The sequence below is a fragment of the Desulfobulbus oligotrophicus genome (assembly GCF_016446285.1).
Taxonomy (GTDB): Bacteria; Desulfobacterota; Desulfobulbia; order Desulfobulbales; family Desulfobulbaceae; genus Desulfobulbus; species Desulfobulbus oligotrophicus.
Genome location: NZ_CP054140.1, coordinates 2174827 through 2198527 on the forward strand (window position 1 = coordinate 2174827; position 23701 = coordinate 2198527).

Annotated in this window: 16 protein-coding genes, 1 tRNA gene and 1 CRISPR repeat array; of the genes, 11 read left to right on the forward strand and 6 right to left on the reverse strand. The window is 53.4% G+C overall.

Annotation, left to right across the window (positions count from 1 at the left end):
- Positions 1–253 precede the first annotated feature (253 nt).
- Positions 254–1336 (reverse strand): IS5 family transposase, encoded by a 1083-nt coding sequence (locus HP555_RS09905; protein WP_199261908.1) that lies wholly within the window; start codon positions 1334–1336, stop codon positions 254–256.
- A gap of 876 nt (positions 1337–2212) precedes the next feature.
- Here HP555_RS09905 and HP555_RS09910 point away from each other — a divergent pair.
- Both HP555_RS09910 and HP555_RS09915 read left to right on the forward strand, forming a co-directional pair.
- The gene (locus tag HP555_RS09910; protein WP_233249139.1) at positions 2213–2485 is read left to right on the forward strand and encodes a type II toxin-antitoxin system HicA family toxin; all 273 of its coding nucleotides are present in this window, start codon (positions 2213–2215) and stop codon (positions 2483–2485) included.
- 9 nt (positions 2486–2494) lie between these two features.
- On the forward strand, positions 2495–2887 hold the full coding sequence (locus HP555_RS09915; RefSeq protein ID WP_199262023.1) for a type II toxin-antitoxin system HicB family antitoxin: 393 nt from the start codon (positions 2495–2497) through the stop codon (positions 2885–2887).
- A 303-nt stretch (positions 2888–3190) separates the two neighbouring features.
- On the opposite strand, the gene HP555_RS09920 is transcribed toward HP555_RS09915, so the two are convergent.
- Positions 3191–3266 (reverse strand) — tRNA-Glu (locus HP555_RS09920).
- 144 nt (positions 3267–3410) lie between these two features.
- Positions 3411–5927: an ATP-dependent helicase HrpB gene (gene hrpB / locus HP555_RS09925; protein ID WP_199262025.1), complete on the reverse strand. Its 2517-nt coding sequence runs from the start codon at positions 5925–5927 to the stop codon at positions 3411–3413.
- 175 nt (positions 5928–6102) lie between these two features.
- Here hrpB and HP555_RS09930 point away from each other — a divergent pair, with 175 nt between their 5' ends.
- The gene (locus tag HP555_RS09930; RefSeq protein WP_199262027.1) at positions 6103–7329 is read left to right on the forward strand and encodes a tetratricopeptide repeat protein; all 1227 of its coding nucleotides are present in this window, start codon (positions 6103–6105) and stop codon (positions 7327–7329) included.
- A gap of 39 nt (positions 7330–7368) precedes the next feature.
- Here the strand turns inward: HP555_RS09930 and HP555_RS09935 are convergent, their stop codons facing one another.
- The 3 genes from HP555_RS09935 to HP555_RS09945 all read right to left on the reverse strand — a co-directional run bounded on the left by HP555_RS09935 (position 7369) and on the right by HP555_RS09945 (position 10466).
- Positions 7369–8613: a hypothetical protein gene (locus HP555_RS09935; RefSeq protein WP_199262029.1), complete on the reverse strand. Its 1245-nt coding sequence runs from the start codon at positions 8611–8613 to the stop codon at positions 7369–7371.
- An 18-nt stretch (positions 8614–8631) separates the two neighbouring features.
- Entirely contained in the window at positions 8632–9354 is a 723-nt protein-coding gene (locus HP555_RS09940; RefSeq protein ID WP_199262031.1) for a hypothetical protein, read from the reverse strand.
- A gap of 119 nt (positions 9355–9473) precedes the next feature.
- The gene (locus tag HP555_RS09945; RefSeq protein ID WP_199262033.1) at positions 9474–10466 is read right to left on the reverse strand and encodes a helix-turn-helix transcriptional regulator; all 993 of its coding nucleotides are present in this window, start codon (positions 10464–10466) and stop codon (positions 9474–9476) included.
- Between the two features lie 121 nt (positions 10467–10587).
- Here HP555_RS09945 and HP555_RS09950 point away from each other — a divergent pair, with 121 nt between their 5' ends.
- The 8 genes from HP555_RS09950 to cas2 all read left to right on the forward strand — a co-directional run bounded on the left by HP555_RS09950 (position 10588) and on the right by cas2 (position 18741).
- Positions 10588–10893, forward strand: a complete 306-nt coding sequence (locus HP555_RS09950; protein WP_199262035.1) for a hypothetical protein — start codon at positions 10588–10590, stop codon at positions 10891–10893.
- A 130-nt stretch (positions 10894–11023) separates the two neighbouring features.
- The gene (locus HP555_RS09955) at positions 11024–13246 is read left to right on the forward strand and encodes a CRISPR-associated endonuclease Cas3'' (RefSeq protein ID WP_199262037.1); all 2223 of its coding nucleotides are present in this window, start codon (positions 11024–11026) and stop codon (positions 13244–13246) included.
- A gap of 9 nt (positions 13247–13255) precedes the next feature.
- On the forward strand, positions 13256–13939 hold the full coding sequence (gene cas5c / locus HP555_RS09960) for a type I-C CRISPR-associated protein Cas5c (RefSeq protein ID WP_199262039.1): 684 nt from the start codon (positions 13256–13258) through the stop codon (positions 13937–13939).
- The gene (gene cas8c, locus HP555_RS09965; protein WP_199262041.1) at positions 13936–15684 is read left to right on the forward strand and encodes a type I-C CRISPR-associated protein Cas8c/Csd1; all 1749 of its coding nucleotides are present in this window, start codon (positions 13936–13938) and stop codon (positions 15682–15684) included. The genes cas5c and cas8c overlap by 4 nt, the downstream gene beginning before the upstream one ends.
- A 20-nt stretch (positions 15685–15704) precedes the next feature.
- Complete coding sequence (gene cas7c, locus HP555_RS09970) at positions 15705–16565, forward strand: type I-C CRISPR-associated protein Cas7/Csd2 (protein ID WP_199262043.1); 861 nt, start codon at positions 15705–15707, stop codon at positions 16563–16565.
- Positions 16566–16735: 170 nt separating this feature from the next.
- Positions 16736–17416, forward strand: a complete 681-nt coding sequence (gene cas4, locus HP555_RS09975) for a CRISPR-associated protein Cas4 (RefSeq protein WP_199262045.1) — start codon at positions 16736–16738, stop codon at positions 17414–17416.
- On the forward strand, positions 17413–18441 hold the full coding sequence (gene cas1c / locus HP555_RS09980; RefSeq protein WP_199262047.1) for a type I-C CRISPR-associated endonuclease Cas1c: 1029 nt from the start codon (positions 17413–17415) through the stop codon (positions 18439–18441). Before cas4 ends, cas1c begins: the two co-directional genes overlap by 4 nt.
- 9 nt (positions 18442–18450) lie before the next feature.
- Entirely contained in the window at positions 18451–18741 is a 291-nt protein-coding gene (gene cas2, locus HP555_RS09985) for a CRISPR-associated endonuclease Cas2 (protein ID WP_199262057.1), read from the forward strand.
- Between the two features lie 183 nt (positions 18742–18924).
- Positions 18925–23623: a CRISPR direct-repeat array (repeat unit 32 nt; unit sequence GTCGCCCCCCACGCGGGGGCGTGGATTGAAAC).
- The last annotated feature ends 78 nt before the right edge of the window (positions 23624–23701 follow it).

The following is a 23701-nucleotide window of genomic DNA, read 5'->3' on the forward strand; positions in this document are numbered from 1 at the left end:
GGACGCGCAGCGGCCGGAGTCGCAGAATCCAGCATCCTTAATGCGCCAAACATGGACTCCGTAACTGCACGTGGAATGACGAGTGTCCTGATGCTAGCAGGCTGTTGAAAAACAGGAAAACATGAGACAAGGGTTGTTTATTTGCCCTTCGATAGCTCTTTGACAGTGAGCACTTGACCGTTTTTCGTCATGGTGTGTTGCCATTTTTTGTTTTCTGAGGCGCTTCAAGCCGCTCTGATGAGGATTTCCCCTCCTACCCGGAGGCAACTACCCCCAGATTACGCATTCGGACCATGTTGTAGGCTGCCGCTGAGAGCGTGAAGAGCCAGTCAATCTTTTCCTCACCCTTGTACCTGGCTTTGCGCAACCAGGCGACGGTCTTCATCCAGCCAAATATCTCTTCCACCCGTTTGCGTTTCTTCCGACTCACGGCATAACCTGCATGACGGGTGGTCCGGCCATCGATGGCGGAGCCTTTGACTTTCTGTGCTACATGTGGAGTAACGGTCAGGCTGCGCAGGTCATCGACGAACTCCTTGCAGTCATACCCTTTGTCCGCGCCGATGGTGACTCGATGTGTGCCCGGAATATCCGAAGCCATGGAAAGGGCGGCCTCGCGCTCCGCCGTCCCGGTTGCCTGGGTCAGGCGGGTATCGACGACCAAACCGTTCCGATTTTCCATCAGCACATGCCCCATGAAGCAGAGCCTGGCCTCCTTGCCTTTTCCTTTTCTGAACAGCCGGGATTCTGGATCGGTGACCGATGCGTGCGTGTCATTGCGACGCTTTTTCCCGTGGAAATCCACTGCCGGATTGCGGTTGCCGCCGGTAGAGACCGGAGGCTCCTCATCTTTGGGCCGAAAGCTCTTCAGCGATGCCCACGTTTCGATCAGTGTGCCGTCAACGGTGAAATGGTCGTCAGACAAGAGTCCGGCTGCCTCGGCTTGGGAACAGATGGATCGCAAGAACATCACCGCAAGATCACTGTGCAGAATGCGCTCCCTGTTTTTGGAATAGACGGAGTGATCCCAAATTGCTTCATCCATGGACAGGCCGACAAACCAGCGAAAAAGAAGATTGTAATCAAGCTGTTCCACCAACATCCGCTCGCTCCGGATCGAATAAAGGATTTGCAGCAGCAGGGAGCGAAGCAGTTGCTCGGGCGGAATCGATGGTCGTCCTGTTCGTGAGTAGAGTTCCCGAAACACGGGAGAGAGTTCCTTCAGCGCTTTATCAGCCATGATTCGGATAGGGCGCAGGGGATGCGTTTGGGGAACTCGGGATTCGGGGGAGAGATAGCTGAACAATTTCTGTTGCTGAATATCAGGTCCGCGCATATTTCCACCTGTTTGTCAGTTATTCCAAATGGTTGGATAATACACGGTATCTTTTTGTATGTCCCGTTATTTATGAGTTTTTCAACAGCCTGCTAGAGAAGGCCCCTGAGCACCCAGCGGACCATTCCGCTATAATAGGGGTATCAGCAAACCCTTTGCACGAAGGCCTTTTCAGGCGATTGTACACCAAACAGCACAAGCACTACTGCGGAATCGACCTGCACACCAACAAAATGTATCTCTGCATCCTGAATCAGGAGGGAGAGATACTGCTGCACCACAACATTAGGATCGAGTTGTCTATTTCATGCTCAAGAACCGACAGGGATTCAGTCTACAGAAATTCCTGATCGTATGATTGAGGGGACGGGCGAGCCCATGAATGGAATCCAAGTCAGGGCATATCTCATCGGGCAATTGGTCGGACTCAACCGGCCGCAGAGTGATGAGTTCATCGCTCCCGGATACTTTTATCTGTTGACAACCAGGGGCCTTCTAAGTGTTAGGCATGCGCTTTACTTTAACTTGATCCAACCGTAACTCTGAGAGCCAATTTCACGAAGCCATTTGTGTCCACATTTGGAACATTCGTAACGTCACTCGTCTGCTGGGCCGATCGCAGAAGAAACCTTCACAAACTCTGTTTGCACAAGGTGCTCGTGAGGCGGCGTATGGCGACTTGCATCGATCAATTTATTGCACTCATCACATAAATTATCGCTCACTGCTATCTCCTGCATGCCTAACATATATTAGGCAGAAAGTTATACATCTCATTTTACAGATATGATTCTGATGAATTTAACGAGATATACCATTGTCGTTTATACCATTCAATTCGAAGTACAAAGATGTCGTTTTACATGAAGCTGCTCAATGCGGGATCGACTGCGTCGAGGTACCAAAAAAGAAAATAATGGTGGTTATGGTGTTGATCTTTTTTCTTTGGTGGGTGCAATAACCACCATGAATAGCAGGCAGCTTATCAAGCAACTGGAAGCGGATGGCTGGATTTTGGTCCGTGTCAAAAGATCGCATCACCAATTCAAACACCCCGTTAAGCCGGGGTTAGTGACTGTAAAACATCCCAACAGCGACATCCCCGCTGGTACGCTGAACAATATACGCAAACAGGCGGGTTGGAAGTAGGAGATTATTATGAGGTTTCCTGTAGTGTTACATACTGATGACGGAATACATTTCGGGGTGACGGTACCTGATTTGCCCGGGTGTTTTTCCGGTGGAGACACTTTTGATGAGGCCCTGGATTCAGTGCTGGAAGCCATTGATCTTCACCTGGAAGGGGTGGTTGAAGAAGGTGGGGAAATTCCGGTACCACGACCAATTGCCGATCACCAGAGCAATCCTGATTTCGCCAATGGTGTATGGGCGGTTGTTGATGTGAATGTGTCACGTTTTGAAGGGAAGGCGGAAAAAATCAATATCACTTTGCCCCGCCGCTTGTTGGCAAAGATTGATTCGTACGCTCAAGCCCATGGAAAGACACGCTCCGGCTTTTTGGCTGATGCGGCCCGGTCGGCAATGCGTTAACCATGCCCGGCCCGAACAAGAAGATCCTCAAAGCCTGCCTGATGTCGGAAGAGTCTGAGCAGGTTCGTGATATGGCAAACCAAGCCGGTGTTTCGTTGTCATCGACACCTCGGTTAAGAAATATACTCGCTTAACGGAAGGCCCTTTAAGAACGGGAAAGATCAGTGCGCCAACACTGAGGGCTTTTTGGTTCGCCTGGTCTGTTTCTGTAGGGCTAAAACGAAGAAAACCCCCTCAGAACACACGTTCCAAGGGAGTTTTGTATGGTGAGTTATTAGGGAAAACCTAATAATTCTATCGAGTTGGTGACCCCAAGGGGACTCGAACCCCTGCTGCCGGCGTGAGAGGCCGGTGTCCTAGGCCACTAGACGATGGGGCCGGAAGAATGGGCACTATCTAAAATATCCCGATACCTTTGTCAAGCAGCTTCTTTGTTGGATATGTATTCAACGCTGATAATTATCGTGGGGTGACTGAAGAGAGTTTTTGAACGTCGGCAGGTTGTCAAAAGGTCGACTGTCTATCAGCGCGGAACGCTGCTTTTGCGCACACCTCTTGTTGGTTTGGCCTGGAGAGGATCGTCCGGCCAGAAGTGTTTGGGATAGCGGCCCTTGAGTTCTTTTTTTACCTCAGGATAGCCTCGCTTCCAGAACCCGGCCAGATCGCTGGTTACCTGAATAGGACGGTGCGCAGGGCTGAGCAGATGAAGAAGCAGGGGGACGCTGTTGTTACAGATTGCCGGTGTTTCGGCAAGGCCGAACAGTTCCTGAAGGCGCACCGCCAACACCGGCGGCCGGCTGTCTGACTGGTAGTTCAGGCGGATGCGTGAACCACTGGGCACGGTGTAGGTTTCGGGGGCCAGTTTCCGAAGTTGCTGTTGCTGTTCCCAGCTGAGCTGTGCAGTCAGAATGGTTTGGAGGGTAAGGTTGCGCAGTTGCTCAAGACTGTTCATGCCATCAAGGTAAGGTGCAATCCAACCAGGATCGGCATGCAGTGCCGCATCACTCACATCAGGCCAATCGGTGTCTGCCTGTCGGCTGCGCAAACAGAGAATCCGGGCCTGCAGTTGGCGTGACTCCCGGTTCCAGGGTAAACAGTCCAGGCCACGCTGGCCAATACCATCAAGCAGAGCAGCGCGCACAGCCTCCGGATTAGCGTCGGCTAACGGCTGTTCACTCAGTACAATGGCGCCCAGCCGTTCACGTTGCACAGCCAGCACCTTACCGGCAATATCGTCCCATTCCACCACCTCTTCCTTACTGAAAAGACGGGCGTGGTGATGTCGCAACGTTTCAATATCCACAGTTTCTGCCAGGTGGATGCGTCCTTCACGCAGGCCGCCGTCAAGGCGGGCCACAACCAAATACTCGCTGTTTGCCAGCGGATCGCCAGGGGCAAGGCGCACACCGCGGCCCGAGGTCAGAAGATAACGCTCCTGCTGCCCCGGTCGTCTGCAGGCAATGCGGTCCGGATAAGCGGCTGCAAGCAGAGAGCCGATGGTTGCCGGGTCAGTGGCTTTGGTTGTCCCCTTGCACAGGTGCGACCACTGACGGGCAGCCTGATTAACCCGTTGAACGATCCAGCGGTCACCCTCCTGCGTGCTGATCGCTGTTTTACCTGTCTGTCGCCAGGCTGACAGCAGAGTAAACCGATCATGTACACTGGCAGAGGTGGATTGATAAAAAAGATCACGTTCTGACAGAAGTGCTGCAATATCACAGGCCAGTGAGGCCATTCCATGTTTTTCAGCAGTCAGCAGCAGGTGGCCCAACCGGGGATGCAGGGGCAGGGCAGCGAGTTGCCGGCCGGTTGGAGTGATCTTCCCAGAGGTATCAATGGCGTTTAACGATTGTAATAACTCCTGTGCCTGTCGAAATGGTCCGGGGCGAGGGGGATCAAGCCACTGCAATGCTGCCGGATCGGTTACTCCCCAGAGCGCCAGTTCCAGTGTCAGGGATGCCAGGTCAACATTGAGAATCTCCGGTGGATGAAAGGGAGGCAGGTTGTGATGTTCGGCCCTTGTCCACAGGCGAAGACAGCTTCCCGGACCAAGACGTCCGGCGCGTCCGGCGCGTTGATCTGCCGAGGCCTTGGAAACCCGCATTGTGGTCAGTCTGCTCAGGCCGGTGCGTGGATCAAAGGCGGGCAACCGCGACCAACCACTGTCAACAACACAACCAACCCCTTCGATGGTCAGACTGGTTTCAGCAATTGAAGTGGCGAGAATAATACGACGACGACCACCCGGGTCCGGGAAAAGTGCGCGATCCTGTGCCTCTTTGCCGAGATCACCGTACAGCTGACACACAGTTGTCTCGCGGCTGAAAAGAGCGTCATTGGCAAGAAGACGTCCCACCTCTTTAATTTCACCAACACCGGGCAGGAAGGTGAGGATATCTCCCTGTTCTTCCTGAACTGCACGGCGGATGCCATGGGCAGTGATCGACGCAATCCGCCCCTGTGCAGGCCGATCCATATATCTGATACGCACCTCATGCTGCCTGCCTGCACACGACAGCACCGGCGCATTGCCAAGTAAGTCTGCTGTTGCCTGGGTATCAAGGGTAGCGGACATCACCAGCAGGCGCAGATCATGTTTAAGGTGGCAGAGATCAAGGCAGAGGGCCAGAGCCAGATCAGCGTGAATGGAACGTTCATGGAACTCATCAAAGATGATCAGCCCCACCTTTTCCAGATCAGTATCTGTCTGTAATCGGCGGGTTAAAATGCCTTCAGTAAGCACCTCGATTCGGGTGTCCGGGCCGATCCGCCGGTCAAAACGAATATGATACCCCACTGTTTGGCCAACTGACTCGCCTAAAAGCGATGCCATCCGTGCAGCTGCTGCTCTGGCAGCCAGTCGTCGGGGTTCCAGAAGAAGGATAGTTTTATGGGCAAGCCAGGATGCTTGAAGCAGAGCCAGTGGTACCACTGTGGTTTTACCTGTGCCGGGTGGTGCGGTCAGCAGGGCGTGTCCCCGGGAAAGGGCGGCCTGAAGATCAGGCAGGATGGTCGATAACAGCGAGGCAGGTAAAGGCATGGCTCTGGTCGTGCTGCACACGGGGAGATACAGGGTTTTGCAAAGAAGATGATGTACTCAATACCATTTCTTTTGCACTGTTTGTCATAAAAAGAGGTATGGTGAAGCCCTGTGTTGTTCAGTAGCTCTTTTGCTCCGTTGTCCGGGAGCATACCTTTATCAAAGGAAATCGTTCATGTCCGATCATGGTCAACCCCTTGATGCCGACACTCTGCATCAAACGTTTGTTACCGCCTGTGCAGCGCATGCCGATGGTCATCTGGCCGAGGCCAGACAGCACTACCAGCTGCTCCTGCAACATGCGCCGAAATCTGCCCTGGTGCACTATAACATCGGCCTGGTCTATTACGATGAGGGCAACTATCAGCAGGCATTGAACGAATTTTCCCTTGCCGATACCCTGGCCCCGCCGGATGCGGATACTCTTTTTAACCTGGCTGTCTGTCAGAAAAAGGTCGGTGATCCCCATGCCGCCATTGCCACCTACCAGCAGTTGCTTCTGCTTGATCCCAACGATGCGGACAGTCATTACAATCTTGGTTGCTGCTATCGGGATCTGCACGATGACGACCAAGCTGTTTCCTGCTACGAGCGTACTTTAATGTTCTGCCCCACCCACCTGTCAGCCACCCGTAATCTGGCCTATCTTTATCACCGTTTCGGGCAGGTTGGACCGGCTGTTGAGTACTACAGCCGGGTGTTGGATCAGCAGCCGGAAGACAAGGCCATTGCCTATCTGCTGGCATCCCTGCAGGGTATTACACCTGCCAGTGCACCGGACGAGTATGTCCGTGAGTTTTTTGACGCCTATGCTCCGGACTTTGAGCACAACCTGGTCGACGATCTGGGCTATGATAATCCGCGTCAGTTGTATGACTGCCTGCATCAGAGCACTGCTCACCAATACAGGTTTAGCCATGGGCTTGATCTCGGCTGTGGAACCGGTTTGGGCGGTCTTGTGTTTCAGAATCTGACAACAACTCTTGACGGTGTTGATCTTTCCGCCAGGATGCTTGACCAGGCGGCTGCCAAGGGATGCTATGACCAGTTGCACCTGGACAGCATTCTGCATCACCTCAGCTCCACATCTGAAACCTACGACCTGTTTCTTGCCACAGATGTCTTTATTTATGTGGGTGATCTGGCGCCGATCTTTACGGCCGCCCGCACTGTTGCCCGACCGGACGCGCTGTTTTGCTGTACCACCGAGCATCTGCAGAGCGGTGGCTACCAACTGCTGCAAACCGGTCGATTTGCCTACACGCACACCTATATGCATGATGTGGCTCAACAGACCGGCTGGCAGGTGCTTGCCCAGGAGAGCGATCGTCTGCGGCAGGAGCGCGACACCTGGCTTGTGGGTGATCTGTGGATTCTCAAGCTGGCCGGCCCTGCAGCCTGATCACCAGCCTGCACCTGTTGTATATCTGATGCTGCCTGGTCAGGGGAGTGGTTGCAGATACGGGCCATTACCACTTATGCACTGATCGTACACCTGTTCAATAAGCGGTTCGCCGGAGAGGTGGTTGTATTTCTGATCAAAGTAGACAAGTTCAACGGTCTCCCGGACACGCTCAATCGTGATTTCCGGAATTTCACTGCTCACCCGCCATGCCAACTCCTCTTCTGCCGCCGGTGGCTTGACTCCGGTATCCCGCATCCTTGCTGCAGTGGCAAAGAGTTCGCCGATCAATCGACAGCGCCGAGCTTTTGATCCGTCGACAGGTGCTGGGGCGGTATCTGTCGGCACAGCTGTTGTTGCTGTTTCCCGGGCCGGTTCGTTGTCCGGCTGCGATGACGTAGCAGATGCGGTTGGCTGCTGCACTCTGGATGTGGAACTGTCAGCGCAGGAGTACCAGATGACCTCTGTTCCTGACTGGCCCGACGCATCCGGCCTCATGCACAGTCCATAGGCATTTAACTGGTCGATATTCTCCCGCATCTTTACACAGGCGGCATCTGCTTCCGGACCACTGGTTTCCCAGCACAGCTGGGTAAGAGTCTGATCCTGTTGAATCATTGCCAGTATTTCAGGCGGGAAACCGCCTGTGGCTGCATTTGGTTGAGAAGGCGGCGGTGCTCTGTCCAGGGCAGTTTCAAATTCGTCAGGGGAAGAGGGTGTTTGTTCTGTCTGTCCGGCAACAGCAGCCTGATCAGGACGCTCTGGTTGAGCGGGTGCTACCGCCGGTTTCGGCGGGGCAGCCACTTTGACAGCAGGCGGCATTTTCTTGACTTTCATGAAGAGAAAGCCGGACTGGTTGCTCTGGTTATATGAGAGCAGCATGTTGGTGGTCTTGCCGGGCCAGTTGTACAGCTCTTCTTTGCCCTGTCCGACTTGTGGTGTTTTGCCGAACCTGGAAAAGGCCTCATTTTTAACGGCTGTAAAATTCTTGGAACCGCTGAACAGCAGCATAACCCCCTGCAACCGCTCTTTGGTGAACGAGTAATGGATACCGGTTAGTACAGCCTTACCATAGCGCAGGTCATCATTTTGCAGAATATAAAGTGATGTCCCATCTTTACCGCCGTCTTTGGTCAGTACCAGCGGTTTTGTCTCCTGCAGGTCGGCAAGCCGGCTTCCCCAACGCATGCCTTTAAAGCCGTTGACTTCAGCGCTGTTAACGCCGGAGGCCAGCATAAAAAAGGCCAGCATCGTTATAAACAGGACGAGAAATCTGTTGCGCATGTGTTATCCGTCCTGTGGTTATCGGCACGTCCTTCTGGCAGGATTAACCATCAGGGCAATACGCTCCTGGGCTGCTTTTGTCAGTTCAGGATACTGTTGTTGAAGCCAGGCGATAATGGCTGCCTTTTTGACCGGTACAGCATCTGTCTGCTCTTTGCCAAAGAGAGTCTGCCAGCATATATTTGCAGCCTGTAACTCCAGCGGCATGGTTGTCGTCATCTCAACTGCTCTGTCCGGCTGAGAAGAATCTGCTGCAGACAGGGAGGGCTTGTCTTGATGTTCAACCTCCACTGTGTCTGGTGTTCTGCTGTTGTTGCTTTCGTTTTCAATATCAAGGATATCGTCGAGCGTTGCAAACAGGGTGGTCGGTTTCAGGCCGATCATACTGTTTTCTCCCCACTCTTCACCAAGACGGTTGGTCACACCGACCTCGTTTCCCTGTTTATCAAAACAGAGCAGCTCAGCCGTGACAAATATCCGGTCTGATCGTCCGGAGATCTGCATCAGCACCTCCGGCAGGGGGCTCACCTCGATTCGGTCGTACCATTGCTTGATTGCTGTCCTTCTTTTTTTACCGGTCTCCGTTATCTTTGTGTCGGTCTTTTGAGCAAAGACATCAGTCAGGTCAATCCAGAGCGGGAAGTTGCCCTGGCCGGCCAACTCGATGATCTGGTCGATGTTTAGATGCCATCGTTGCGCCAGATCATCAATGAAAATACGGTGGGTGTCTGGTGTTATCATAGTGCTTTCCTGTGTGTTTTATAAATCTTGTCAGGTGTGGCACCGCATGGATGCTTTTGTGAAACTGCGTCAGGATAGCAGGGAAATGGTGGAAAGGACAATCAAAAATGCGGCATGACCTATTTGTGAGGAACAGATTGTTTTTCTTCAGCAACACCGGCCATCCGTAACGCTGTCTGCCGGATATCATCGGCAAGTGCGGGAGGAGAAAGCACTTTTGCTCCGTCACCCCATGACAAAAGCCACCGCCTTAATCCTGACAGATGGTTGACGCAAAGGGTCAGGAAAAGACTGCCGTCATCCTGTTCACTGATACGTTGGGTAGGATGCCACTGTCGCTCGCGAATATAGGCTGCAGCATGGCGGTTAAAATGAATGCAGACTTCGATCTCCTCCTCACCCCGATGGATACCGAAGTGACTGCCGAACAGTTGTTCAAAGTTAAAGGCAGCCGGCCGGGTGAACCGTTCTGTTCCTTTTTTTGCCGCCTGTATGCGGGCCAGGCTGAATGTGCGGATGGCCTGGCGAACATGGCAGTGACCAACCACATACCAGTCACCCTCAAAGCGTACTCCCTGATACGGATCGACCCGGCGCCACATGGGCTTGCTGTTTGGACTGTGATACTCAATATCCAGCCTGGTCGATGTGCGCAAACAGTCAAAAACGGTTGCCAGCACTTCAGGTGAAATAACAGTGGTAAAGGGAGGCAGCACGGTAAACAGTTGCTGATCATTGTGCAGACAGGCGGGGGCCTTATCCGGCAGACTGTCTTCGATTTTACGGAAAACTGAACAGAGACTGTTGTATATCGGCGTGCCTTCGTACTGTGTCAGCAGTTTTTCCGCCAGGTAGATGGCAAACAGATCCCGCTCCCGGAGATGCATTGCCGGCAGCTGGTACTGTTCTTCAGTATAGTAGTAGCCCCGATACCGGGCCGAATACTCAATCGGTGCATCAAGTTCGTAGCGCATATAGTCGAGATCACGCTGGATTGTTTTATAGCTGGTTTCCCACTCCTCAGCAAGTGACTGCCGGTTGGGGTAGCGTTTTTCCCGCAGCTTCCGATCAATGAACAGAAGGCGGGCGTGCTGTGGTTTGTATTTGGCCATTTTTACGCTGAGCAACGGTTGAGTAAAAAAATATTATGGTGGGACGCTATCTGTCCCACCATGAATGGTATCGTAGGATCAGGTAAAAAACCACTTCCTTCTACATTTTAAGGAGACAACCATGGGATACCTGATCGCTTACTTCCTGCTGGTCCTGGCTGTTGACCTGGTCTGTAAAGCTCGTCAACCAGCTGCACTCAACAAAACAGTCGTTGTCCGTCGCCGGCTGTGGAATGACTCAAACTTTGATTGTTATTCCGTTGTGTTTTCAACAAAAGAGACAACCTCTGTTCCCGCAAAATCATTTTTTACTTCACCTGATTTCAACCGAAAGAACGATGCCATTCCTGGGGTGTCATTCTACAGGAATTCAAAAGCTTTGCTGCAATACAGTAGAGGGGAAAAACAGAAGTTGTTGTACAATTGAAAAGAGGCATCCATGGAGTGATGAAAAACAGATACATAGCCCACACAGTTCAGACGGTACAGTTCAAGTTGTGATGTACTGAAACATCCGGTGATCATCTGTAAGCAAGGGTAAGACACGGAACTGATCTATGACAATAAAAAAGGATTACACGTTTTTTGCACATTCAAAAAAAGATTGTCCCCTGTCAGAGTGGCAGCCTTTAGACCGGCATCTTGAAAATGTCGCACACCAGGCCGGTTTGTTTGCCTCTGCATTCGGAGCGTCTTCCTGGGCCCGTCTTGTCGGCATGTGGCATGACCTCGGCAAATTTTCTCCTGCGTTCCAGACGTATATTCGTCAGTCTAACGAAGCCCATATTGAGGGAAAACCCGGTCGAGTTGATCACTCAACCGCTGGAGCGCTCCACTCGGTCGAACGGTTTGGAAAAATTGGTCGTATCTTTGCCTACTGCATAAGTGGTCATCATGCAGGTTTACCGGATTGGCAAAGTGAGAGTTCCCCGCGATCTTCTCTTTCCTGGCGTCTCAATCAGCAGGAGTTGCTACATGCAGCTCGTGATGGGAATATCTCTGATGGCATCTCCAACCAGGGGATACCATCAGAGAAAAGTAAGAGCGGTACGACTATCTCGCGTTCTTTCTGGCTGAGGATGCTTTTTTCCTGTCTTGTTGACGCAGACTTTTTAGACACTGAGTCATTTATGGATCAGGAAAGATCACAACTCCGCACAGGATATCCGGAATTGGCTGTACTGGAACCGGTCTTTGCACAGTATATGTCAAAAAAACTGGCAAACAGTCCGGATACGTCCGTCAACCGTATACGGGCAGAGGTGTTGCAGGCATGTCAACAACGGGCACTTGATCCGCCCGGCCTGTTCACCCTCACCGTGCCGACAGGCGGTGGGAAAACGCTCTCTTCAATGGCCTTTGCTTTGCAACACGCCATTGCCCATGCAAAGCGGCGAATCATTTATGTTATTCCGTATACCAGTATTATTGAGCAGACTGCAGATCAGTTTCGCGACATTTTTGCTGACGCGGTTCTTGAACATCACAGCAATTTAGAAGTGTCCGCTGTGGAGGAGGAGAGTGCACGTAGCCGTTTGGCCTGCGAGAATTGGGATGCCCCCGTCATTGTGACGACAACGGTACAGTTTTTCGAATCATTGTTTGCAAGCAGACCCAGTCGTTGTCGCAAGCTGCATAACATTGTGAACAGTGTGGTGGTTTTAGATGAAGTACAGCTCTTGCCCACAGATTTTTTAAAACCACTTCTTGAAGTTATTCGTGAGTTGCAACGGAATTACGGTGTTACTTTTGTGCTTTCCACTGCCACTCAGCCGGCCTTTGGCCCGCAGAAGAGTCTGGATTTTAATTTTGCCGGTTTGTCTGGTCTTTGTGAGATCGTACCCGCCTCTTTCAACCTGCATAAACGGCTGCAGCGCACAAGGGTTGAAGTGATGGACCGTTTTGCCGTTCCATTATCTTGGGATCGACTAGCCGATTGTCTAAAAACACATGAATCAGTGTTGTGTATCGTCAATCGTCGAGACGATGCCCGTACACTTTGGGAAAAGTTGCCTCCGGGCGCGTTCCATCTCTCAGCCTTGATGTGCGGCGCGCATCGGTCAAACCGCATTGCTGCAATTAAAAAAAGTCTGGATGCCGGAAAACCGACAAGAGTTGTCAGTACGCAACTTGTTGAGGCAGGAGTGGATCTTGACTTTCCCGTTGTTTACCGGGCTCTGGCAGGTCTTGATTCGGTTGCCCAGGCAGCAGGCCGGTGTAACCGAGAAGGGGTGCTGGAAAGAGGCCTGGTATACGTGTTTCAGCCAGAAAGCAGAATACCGGCCGGCTATCTCCGACAGGCTGCAGAAATAGGTCGTCAGCTTCTGTTGCAGGGAGGAGAAGACCCGTTTGCACCACGGTTGTTTGAACAGTTTTTCCGCCTGCTTTATTGGACACAAGGAGATCGGCTGGATAAGGAAAATATCCTGGAGTTACTCGGCAATGATCCTGAGCTGCGGATCAGTTTCCGTACTGCTGCAGAAAAATTTCGTCTTATCGATGAAAAGACATACTCTCCGGTGCTGGTCAGTTATCAAGAGGGAAAAAATTTGCTTGAAAAACTGCGACAACAAGGACCGAAACGGCAGCTTTTACGACGTGCACAGCGCTATGTGGTTAACCTGCCGCGTCATACTCATGATCGTTTGGTCCATGAGGGCGCAATTGAAGAGGTGCATCCTGGTATGTATGTGCAGGGATATGATAATCTGTATGATGATGACCTTGGGTTCTGTGCTGATCGTTTTTGGGTCCGCGAACCCGATGAGTTGATAATTTAAGGAGGAAGCATGGACAGTGAAAAAAAACTAAGCCATCCGTTCCGCCTCAAAGTATGGGGTCAAAACGCCTGTTTCACCCGCCCTGAGATGAAGGTGGAACGCGTTTCGTATGATGTGATGACTCCTTCTGCGGCACGAGGCGTGTTAGAGGCCGTTTTATGGAAACCGGCAATTCGCTGGCTGGTGGAGCGTATTGATGTTTTGCAGCCTATTCGGTGGGAGTCCGTTCGCCGAAATGAAGTGGGCAGCCTTATGTCACCACGTTCCGATGGTCTGTTCATTGAGGAAAAACGCCAGCAACGCGCCGGGATGTTTCTGCGTGAGGTTGCCTATACTATCCATGCTCGTTTTACTTTAACAGATAGGGCCGGTTCGGAAGACACTATCACGAAATTTCAGGAAATGTTTCTGCGGCGGGCAGAAAAAGGTCAATGTTTTCATCGCCCTTACCTTGGCTGTCGAGAGTTTTCCGCTGATTTCAAGCTCATACGCTTAGAGGAGCCATTACCTCAACCGGTTTCAGTGAGCTGTGATCTCGGGTGGATGCTGTACGATATCTGCCATGACAACCGCGCCGACAAGGATCATGTCCACTCATGTACTGACAGGTGCCGACCCTCTTTTTTCCGGGCGCAGTTACAAGAGGGGATGCTGTTGGTTCCGCATCCAGATAGTCAGGAGGTCAAATCATGATTTTACACGCATTGACAAGGTATTATCAGCGTATATCCCAAGAGAGAGCAGATGAAGTTGCACCTGAAGGTTTTGAAAGAAAAGAGATTCCATTTGTTATTGTTCTCGATCATTCGGGAAATTTTGTTGGTTTGGAAGACACCAGAGAGGGTACAGGAAAAAAGAAACAAGCTAGGGTTTTCATTGTGCCCAAAGGAGCAAAAAAAACGAGCGGCATTGTTGCGAACCTGTTTTGGGATACTCCGGCCTATGCTGTCGGCCGACCTAAACCGGACCCTAAAAAAGATCCTGTGGAGTTGGCAGAGCGCGCAGAGAAACAGTTTTTTTGTTTTCAGCAGACTATTCGCGATGCTTGTTGCACAGGAGAATCCCAGGACGAGGCTGTCCTTGCCCTGTTACGATTTCTCGAGAAACAGGATTTTGAACAGCTCTTTTTGCATCCAGGATGGGAAGAAGTTGAAGAAAAGGGGATGAATGTGTCTTTCCGTCTTAATACCGATCATTCTTTAATCTGCCAACGTCCGGATGTTGTGTCGCAACTCGCAAGCAGTCTGTCTGTCCTGGGAGAGGATGATACCCGGCAGGTATGTTTAGTTTCAGGGAAATCCGAAGCACCTGCCCGTTTGCATACCGCTATAAAAGGAGTGTGGGGCGCACAGACATCCGGTGCAAATATTGTTTCTTTTAATCTCGGTGCTTTTTGCTCGTACGGTAAAAAACAGGGCTTAAATGCACCTGTCGGCAGGAACGCAGAAACAGCCTACACCACGGCATTAAATACTTTGTTGGTCAAAGGGTCTAAGCAGAGGATGCAGGTTGGCGATGCTTCCACGGTGTTTTGGGCGGAAGAAAAAAACGATCTTGAAGATGTTTTTGCCGACATCTTTGGGGATTCGGCCAAGGAAAACCCCGAGCAGGCCAACAAGGCAGTCCGTATTTTATACGAATCTCCCAAAGCAGGAACACCTTCCATCACAGAAGATTACACCCCGTTTTTTGTTCTGGGTCTTTCACCGAATGCCTCCCGTATTGCGGTACGCTTTTGGCACGCTGGAACTGTTGGTGAAACAGCCCTCCATATTCGGCAGCACTTTGAAGATTGTCAAATAGTGCGGCGACCAAAAGACCCTGAACATCTGTCTCTTTTCCGCCTGCTTGTCTCCACTGCCTTGCAGGGAAAATCAGAAAATATCGCACCGAATCTTGGCGGTGAGTGCATGAAGGCAATTCTTACCGGTACCCCGTATCCGCAAACCCTTTTGGCAGCAGTGGTTCGTCGTTGCCGTGCGGAGCGTGAAGTAACATATCCTCGTGCCGCGCTTCTGAAGGCAGTGTTGGTTCGGGCAGCACGATATTATCGACAATCAGAACAGGAGGTAGGTATGGCCCTGGATATCAACAACACAAACATCGGCTATCGGCTCGGCCGATTATTTGCGACTCTCGAAAAAATTCAGGAAGAGGCAAGTCCCGGCATCAACGCCACTATTCGCGATCGTTTTTATGGGGGGGCTTCCGGAAGTCCTGTCACAGCTTTTCCCCATCTTATGAAATTAAAAAACCATCATCTGGCCAAGATAGAAAACCGGGGTCGTGTTGTAAATCTTGAAAAGATTATTGGCGAGATCATGAGTGGTATTGTTGATTTTCCAACACATCTTTCTCTGCAGGATCAGGGACGTTTTGCGGTCGGTTACTATCACCAGCGACGAGCCCTCTTCACAAAACATGAAACCAACGAATAGAAAAAATGGAGGATATATCTATGAGCAAGCCCATTGAGAACCGTTATGATTTTGTTCTGTTGTTCGACGTTAAAGACGGTAATCCGAACGGTGATCCAGATGCCGGTAACCTTCCACGTATTGATCCGGAGACAGGACACGGTCTTGTCACGGATGTCTGTATAAAACGAAAAATACGAAATTATGTGCAGCTGGAACACGGTAGCAGTGCCACCCATGATATTTTTATCAAGGAAAAGGCTGTTCTTAACAACCTCATTGATGAGGCTCACGAGCAAGAGGCTGTTAAGAGTAAAGAAAAGGGTGAAAAAACCGAAGCAGCCCGCCGGTTCATGTGCAGTAGATATTATGATGTTCGCACTTTTGGCGCAGTTATGTCCACCGGTAAAAACGCTGGCCAGGTACGCGGGCCGGTACAGTTTACCTTTGCACGAAGTATTGATCAGATTGTGCCGTTGGAACACAGCATCACCCGTATGGCTGTAGCCACAGAGGCAGAGGCGGAAAAACAACAGGGGGATAACCGGACCATGGGGAGAAAGTTTACTGTTCCTTATGCACTGTACAGTTGCTACGGGTTCATTTCTGCCCCTTTAGCTCAGCAAACCGGTTTTAATGAAGATGATCTCGAACTGTTCTGGCAGGCTGTTATTAACATGTTTGAACACGACCGTTCAGCTGCCCGTGGTTTAATGAGCTGTCGTAAGTTGTTTGTATTTAAACACAACAATAAGCTCGGCAATGCTCCGGCTCACAAGCTGTTCGACCTGATTACGGTTACCCGGGCAGAGGACTCCAGTGGGCCTGCGCGTTCATTCACTGATTATACAATTCAAGTTAGTGATGTTCCGACAGGTGTTACCTTACAGGAAAAACTGTAAAAATGGAGTGAGGCAAGAATGGCCGGAGCAGAACACTGTTTTCGCTGTCAAAACCTGTTTCATCCGGCCTTACTTGCATTCCGCGCCTGTTTTGTTTGAAAAAATGACTCTGGTAGGTTGGCAATCAACAGTATTTTGTACCGTACATCAGGAATTAAGGACAGTATTCCATGCATGAAAGTACAGATAGACACTGCGACGATCATTCTCCTTTAGAGGTAAAACTGTACGATGAAGATGATCTTATAATGATTTCCTCTCTACAACACTATCTGTTCTGCACACGGCAGTGCGCTCTCATCTACCTCGAGCAGCAGTGGCTGGAAAACCGGTTTACAGCTGAGGGGCGTGTTCTCCACGAACGGGTGCATACCAGTGGTCGCGAATCGCGCCGTAAGCTGCGTATCGAGTATGATGTGCCCATTCGTTCGCTGCAGCTCGGCGTTGCCGGCCGAGCCGACATCGTTGAATTTCATCGTCAAGACAATGGGTTGTGGCAACCATTTCCAGTGGAATATAAGCGTGGCCGTCCCAAAAAAGACGACACCGATCGGGTGCAGTTGTGCGCGCAGGCCCTCTGTCTGGAAGAGATGCTGGAGTGCGCGGTGCCCGAAGGCGCACTCTATTATGGGGAGAAGAAGCGGCGGACGAGTGTGATCTTTGACGCATCTCTGCGAGAGAAGACCGCACAGACAGCGGCTGCTGTCCATGCTCTGCTGACAGAGGCAAAAACACCGCCGCCTCATTATGACAAACGTTGTGAAAGCTGCTCACTCCTGGCGTTATGCCTGCCCACAGTGGCAACCCGAAAACAGGTCGGTCGTTATCTGCGCAAAATGGTGGAACTGTGAAAAAACATCTGAATACCCTCTTTGTGACCACTCAGGGAGCATACCTTGCTAAAGACGGCGAAACCGTTGCTGTGCGCATTGAAGGGGAAACCGCTTTGCGAGTGCCGTTGCATACACTGGAATCGATTGTCTGTTTCGGCAATGTGGGGTGCAGTCCGTTTTTAATGGGATCGTGCGGCCAGCGAAATGTTGGCTTGAGTTTTCTCAGTGAACAGGGCCGTTTTTTAGCAAGAGTGCACGGCCCGGTAACCGGTAATGTGCTGCTGCGGCGCGAACAGTACCGACGCGCTGATGATCTTGACTTTTCGGCCGCTGTGGCCACAGCCTGTGTTTTAGGCAAAGTTGTCAACAGTCGGACCGTGTTGCTTCGGGCTCTCCGCGATCATGGCGACAAGATCGATGCCCAGGTGGTACAGGAGTCCATCAATCGGTTGGGTGCGGCTGCCCGCAGGTTACAAGAGGGGTTATCTCTTGCCGAGATTCGCGGCGTGGAAGGCGATGGCGCACGTACCTACTTCAGCGCCTTTGATCATCTTATTGTCCGTGATAAGGCCAATTTCTTCATGCACCGTCGCAGTCGCCGCCCACCGCTGGACCGTATCAACTGCCTGCTTTCCTTTGTTTACACCCTGCTTCTTCATGATATACGTTCAGCTCTGGAAACAGTGGGGCTTGATCCGGCTGTAGGTTATCTGCATCGCGATCGACCGGGACGAGCGGGGCTGGCGCTTGATCTGATGGAAGAGTTTCGCCCCATGGCTGATCGGCTGGTAGTTTCTCTGGTCAACCTGGCGCAACTGCGTTGTGATGATTTTGTCTGTAGCGATGGCGGAGGTGTGCGCATGAGCGACACGGCCCGTAAAACCGTCCTGGTTGCCTATCAGAAACGTAAGCAGGAGGAGATGACCCATCCGTTTGTTGAGGAAAAGATGACAATAGGCCTGTTCTTTCACATGCAGGCCCTCTTGTTTGCCCGGTACCTGCGGGACGAGTTGGATGGTTATCCACCGGTAATCTGGAGGTAGGAAGCTGTTATGATGATATTGGTAAGTTATGATGTGCAAACAAGTGATCCAGGCGGTGCCAAACGACTGCGCCGGATAGCCAAAGTGTGTCGTAACTTTGGTCAACGGGTGCAGTTTTCCGTGTTTGAATGCCTGGTGGATCCTGCACAATGGACAAAGTTACGCCAGTCGTTGATTGATGAGATGGATCAGGAGACGGATAGTCTGCGATTTTATTTTCTTGGTGCCAACTGGCGTAAACGGGTAGAACATGTTGGCGCCAAGGCAGGCTTGGATCAGGAAGGCCCGCTTATTGTGTAATATGTGTAATATGGTTTCGCGAACCATCCGTACCCAGCAGAACCCGGCTGCTTCGCGCTCTATGAAAATGCGATGATTGATCAGGAAATACACCTGTACAGAGGAGGAGATAAAGACAGGTAGATCAACCTTCGCGGAAAGTGCTGGAAAAGCTGATTTGTTACATCGTGTTACGAATCAGCAGTCGCCCCCCACGCGGGGGCGTGGATTGAAACTAGCGCTAGCTGAGCAAGCTGAATGCTATTTGCCGCGTCGCCCCCCACGCGGGGGCGTGGATTGAAACCAAAAAGGCAACTTGCAAGGCACGGTAGCAGACCCGTCGCCCCCCACGCGGGGGCGTGGATTGAAACTTTCGTAATGCAATCGCCGAGCATGACGGCTGGAGTCGCCCCCCACGCGGGGGCGTGGATTGAAACGCTAGCAGGAAATCGAGGACAGATTGGTTGCCGCGTCGCCCCCCACGCGGGGGCGTGGATTGAAACTGCTGACTGTGGCGGCAGTTCTTGCCGGCCTTTGGTCGCCCCCCACGCGGGGGCGTGGATTGAAACGATCTTTATAAATCAGCTTCAAACGATGGCAGCAGTCGCCCCCCACGCGGGGGCGTGGATTGAAACCCATCGATATTGAAGAGTCCGGGATTTGTGACCTTGTCGCCCCCCACGCGGGGGCGTGGATTGAAACGTAATATATATATATAGGAAGTTAATCATCAATGTCGCCCCCCACGCGGGGGCGTGGATTGAAACATTCCCTTGATGTTGATGTGGCCGGTACTCGTGCACGTCGCCCCCCACGCGGGGGCGTGGATTGAAACTAATTCCTTACGGCGCCATTCGCGCCATTACCTGAGTCGCCCCCCACGCGGGGGCGTGGATTGAAACAATACCAACCCTGGAGAAGTGTATTGGGATGGGCCGTCGCCCCCCACGCGGGGGCGTGGATTGAAACACAGCGTACCCGTCGTCAGACCGGCGGATACCCTCGTCGCCCCCCACGCGGGGGCGTGGATTGAAACCTGTGATCGGCGTGCCGCCCACCTCCAAGTCAACGTCGCCCCCCACGCGGGGGCGTGGATTGAAACTTATCAGCTCAGCCACACATGGCGCATGGGAGCAGTCGCCCCCCACGCGGGGGCGTGGATTGAAACGTGCTGACCGGTCCGGAGCTGGAGACCACAGCCGTCGCCCCCCACGCGGGGGCGTGGATTGAAACTAAACGATGTTTAAACGGTGTTGATGATGGCGGGCGTCGCCCCCCACGCGGGGGCGTGGATTGAAACTACCTGGGCCAAGGCGTTTCACTCCGCAGCGTCCGTCGCCCCCCACGCGGGGGCGTGGATTGAAACCACAGATGGTCAGCTTGATCCACAGCCCACCCTGTCGCCCCCCACGCGGGGGCGTGGATTGAAACCCTGTACTGCGCATAATATAATCGGTGAAAATTTTGTCGCCCCCCACGCGGGGGCGTGGATTGAAACTCGTGCACGTCAACGCATAACCATAGCACCGTTACGTCGCCCCCCACGCGGGGGCGTGGATTGAAACACCAATTGAAACAGTTGTACCGATTGCTATACCGTTATGTCGCCCCCCACGCGGGGGCGTGGATTGAAACTCAATTGTTGCCACTGCATACCATCTGTGCGGTTGTCGCCCCCCACGCGGGGGCGTGGATTGAAACATTCTTCCTCCACCCTCCACGGCTCTCCTTTTCCGTCGCCCCCCACGCGGGGGCGTGGATTGAAACGTGGATGTGACCTTTGAGGGCGTACTGGAGACACCGGTCGCCCCCCACGCGGGGGCGTGGATTGAAACAAATGATGTGGTTTTACCCGGTGATCTGCGCTGGAGTCGCCCCCCACGCGGGGGCGTGGATTGAAACCATGTCTACCCGAGTACCCGGAGCGATCTCTCCTGTCGCCCCCCACGCGGGGGCGTGGATTGAAACTATCCGTATAGGAGCATTTCGCACCAGAACGGGCCGGTCGCCCCCCACGCGGGGGCGTGGATTGAAACATGCAGGCGGCAAACGCCTGTTCAAAGCTCATGACGTCGCCCCCCACGCGGGGGCGTGGATTGAAACACATCGAAGATGAGGCTACCGTGGCTGATGATGCCGTCGCCCCCCACGCGGGGGCGTGGATTGAAACAATGCCCTGCTGGCAAAGCTCAAGGCAGCTGGAGTCGCCCCCCACGCGGGGGCGTGGATTGAAACAAGCGTATCAATGATACGTTGTCCAATGCCAAAATGAGTCGCCCCCCACGCGGGGGCGTGGATTGAAACCAGTCCGGTGACGCAACATATTTCAGTGCCAACCGTCGCCCCCCACGCGGGGGCGTGGATTGAAACTTGCCAACAGACGACAGTATTTCCTTGGCCACACTCGTCGCCCCCCACGCGGGGGCGTGGATTGAAACGTGGCAACAGCTCCGAAGATTGTTGCCTCGTCCGGGTCGCCCCCCACGCGGGGGCGTGGATTGAAACAAGCTTAACAACTCCGCCACCAACGCCGTGGATGTGTCGCCCCCCACGCGGGGGCGTGGATTGAAACGGCAGCGTCGGGTTGACCAACAAACCAAACCTGCCGGTCGCCCCCCACGCGGGGGCGTGGATTGAAACTCTTCATAGCCATAATTTCCCGCAGGCGGAAGAGGTCGCCCCCCACGCGGGGGCGTGGATTGAAACCCCCTCGCCGTTGTATGGGCGATCGAGTGCGACTGTCGCCCCCCACGCGGGGGCGTGGATTGAAACAAGCTTAACAACTCCGCCACCAACGCCGTGGATGTGTCGCCCCCCACGCGGGGGCGTGGATTGAAACGGCAGCGTCGGGTTGACCAACAAACCAAACCTGCCGGTCGCCCCCCACGCGGGGGCGTGGATTGAAACTCGCCAAACAGATACTGATACATCCCGCTGCGCGTCGCCCCCCACGCGGGGGCGTGGATTGAAACTCCCAACAATGCTCTGACGTGTGCCTCTGCCGCGGTCGCCCCCCACGCGGGGGCGTGGATTGAAACATATTTGCCTCGGTCATCACGGATATAAAACCGGGTCGCCCCCCACGCGGGGGCGTGGATTGAAACCCCATGTCGGATGTTCGATTTTAAGCCGCCTCAAAGTCGCCCCCCACGCGGGGGCGTGGATTGAAACTGGTGCGTCCAGCAACGAGTCGATGAGCTTCAAACAGGTCGCCCCCCACGCGGGGGCGTGGATTGAAACCGGTGATGCGGCATAACCTGCATTTTGCCACCGCGTCGCCCCCCACGCGGGGGCGTGGATTGAAACATGTTCATGGCGTCCAAAAACGTTGACGCCTCGGTCGCCCCCCACGCGGGGGCGTGGATTGAAACCGAGCGTAAAGAGCGCACAGCCCACGGCCGCAACAGTCGCCCCCCACGCGGGGGCGTGGATTGAAACAACCCCTTTGCGGCCTCTCCCATCAATTTTGTCGCGTCGCCCCCCACGCGGGGGCGTGGATTGAAACACGACGGGCAGGAGATGGTGTGCCTGAGCAGAGCGTCGCCCCCCACGCGGGGGCGTGGATTGAAACCCGCTGGGCTCCTCGATCCGGTCGGGGAAACCGGTCGCCCCCCACGCGGGGGCGTGGATTGAAACTGCAACTTGTCAGCAGCTGATACACGCAACTCGCGTCGCCCCCCACGCGGGGGCGTGGATTGAAACCCGGTTACGGGCCCGCAGATTGACCAGGGCTCGGGTCGCCCCCCACGCGGGGGCGTGGATTGAAACACGCCGGCGCTGAAGCCTACGAGAACACCACGGCCGTCGCCCCCCACGCGGGGGCGTGGATTGAAACGTCCTGGTTGGTGGAGGGGTGCCTCCGATGGCAGGCGTCGCCCCCCACGCGGGGGCGTGGATTGAAACGTAATGAGCGGCATAGGTATCGGAATTGCATATCCGTCGCCCCCCACGCAGGGGCGTGGATTGAAACTGAAATACGAGGCGACCATTGGCACCATATACGGCGTCGCCCCTCACGCAGGGGCGTGGATTGAAACGCAGATACCATCCAAAAAAACACCGGTCGCAATGGTCGCCCCTCACGCAGGGGCGTGGATTGAAACTGATGCAAGCCCCCAACTATGGCGCTTTTTCCGTTGTCGCCCCTCACGCAGGGGCGTGGATTGAAACACCGGCAGAGCCTGACGACGATGACGGGCAGCTCGTCGCCCCTCACGCAGGGGCGTGGATTGAAACCTCCGCAAAGGTCTCCCGTTCGCCAAGGTTTATCGTCGCCCCTCACGCAGGGGCGTGGATTGAAACATGGCCTTCGCCATCATGATAAAGCTCATTTGCTAGTCGCCCCTCACGCAGGGGCGTGGATTGAAACAGCATCAATATGATCGTGCAGGGTGACCTGCACGGTCGCCCCTCACGCAGGGGCGTGGATTGAAACGGCAATAGTATACCCCCCGAAGTGATATAGATAATGTCGCCCCTCACGCAGGGGCGTGGATTGAAACATGGCCTTCGCCATCATGATAAAGCTCATTTGCTAGTCGCCCCTCACGCAGGGGCGTGGATTGAAACTCCCAGCCATTACCAAACGTTTGCCAGGTGCTGAGAGTCGCCCCTCACGCAGGGGCGTGGATTGAAACAATAAATTAAATTTTACACCAACATCGGCAATAGGTCGCCCCTCACGCAGGGGCGTGGATTGAAACTCCCAGCCATTACCAAACGTTTGCCAGGTGCTGAGAGTCGCCCCTCACGCAGGGGCGTGGATTGAAACACCACCTCTCCGAAAGTACCGGCACAATCAATTTGTCGCCCCTCACGCAGGGGCGTGGATTGAAACTGATTATCACCTTGCTCGTGGATTACGCGCAATCGTCGCCCCCCACGCGGGGGCGTGGATTGAAACTTACGTCACGAGCAAAGCACAGTATACAGCCTGGGTCGCCCCCCACGCAGGCCGCTTTTTGATCATGGCTGAAGACTT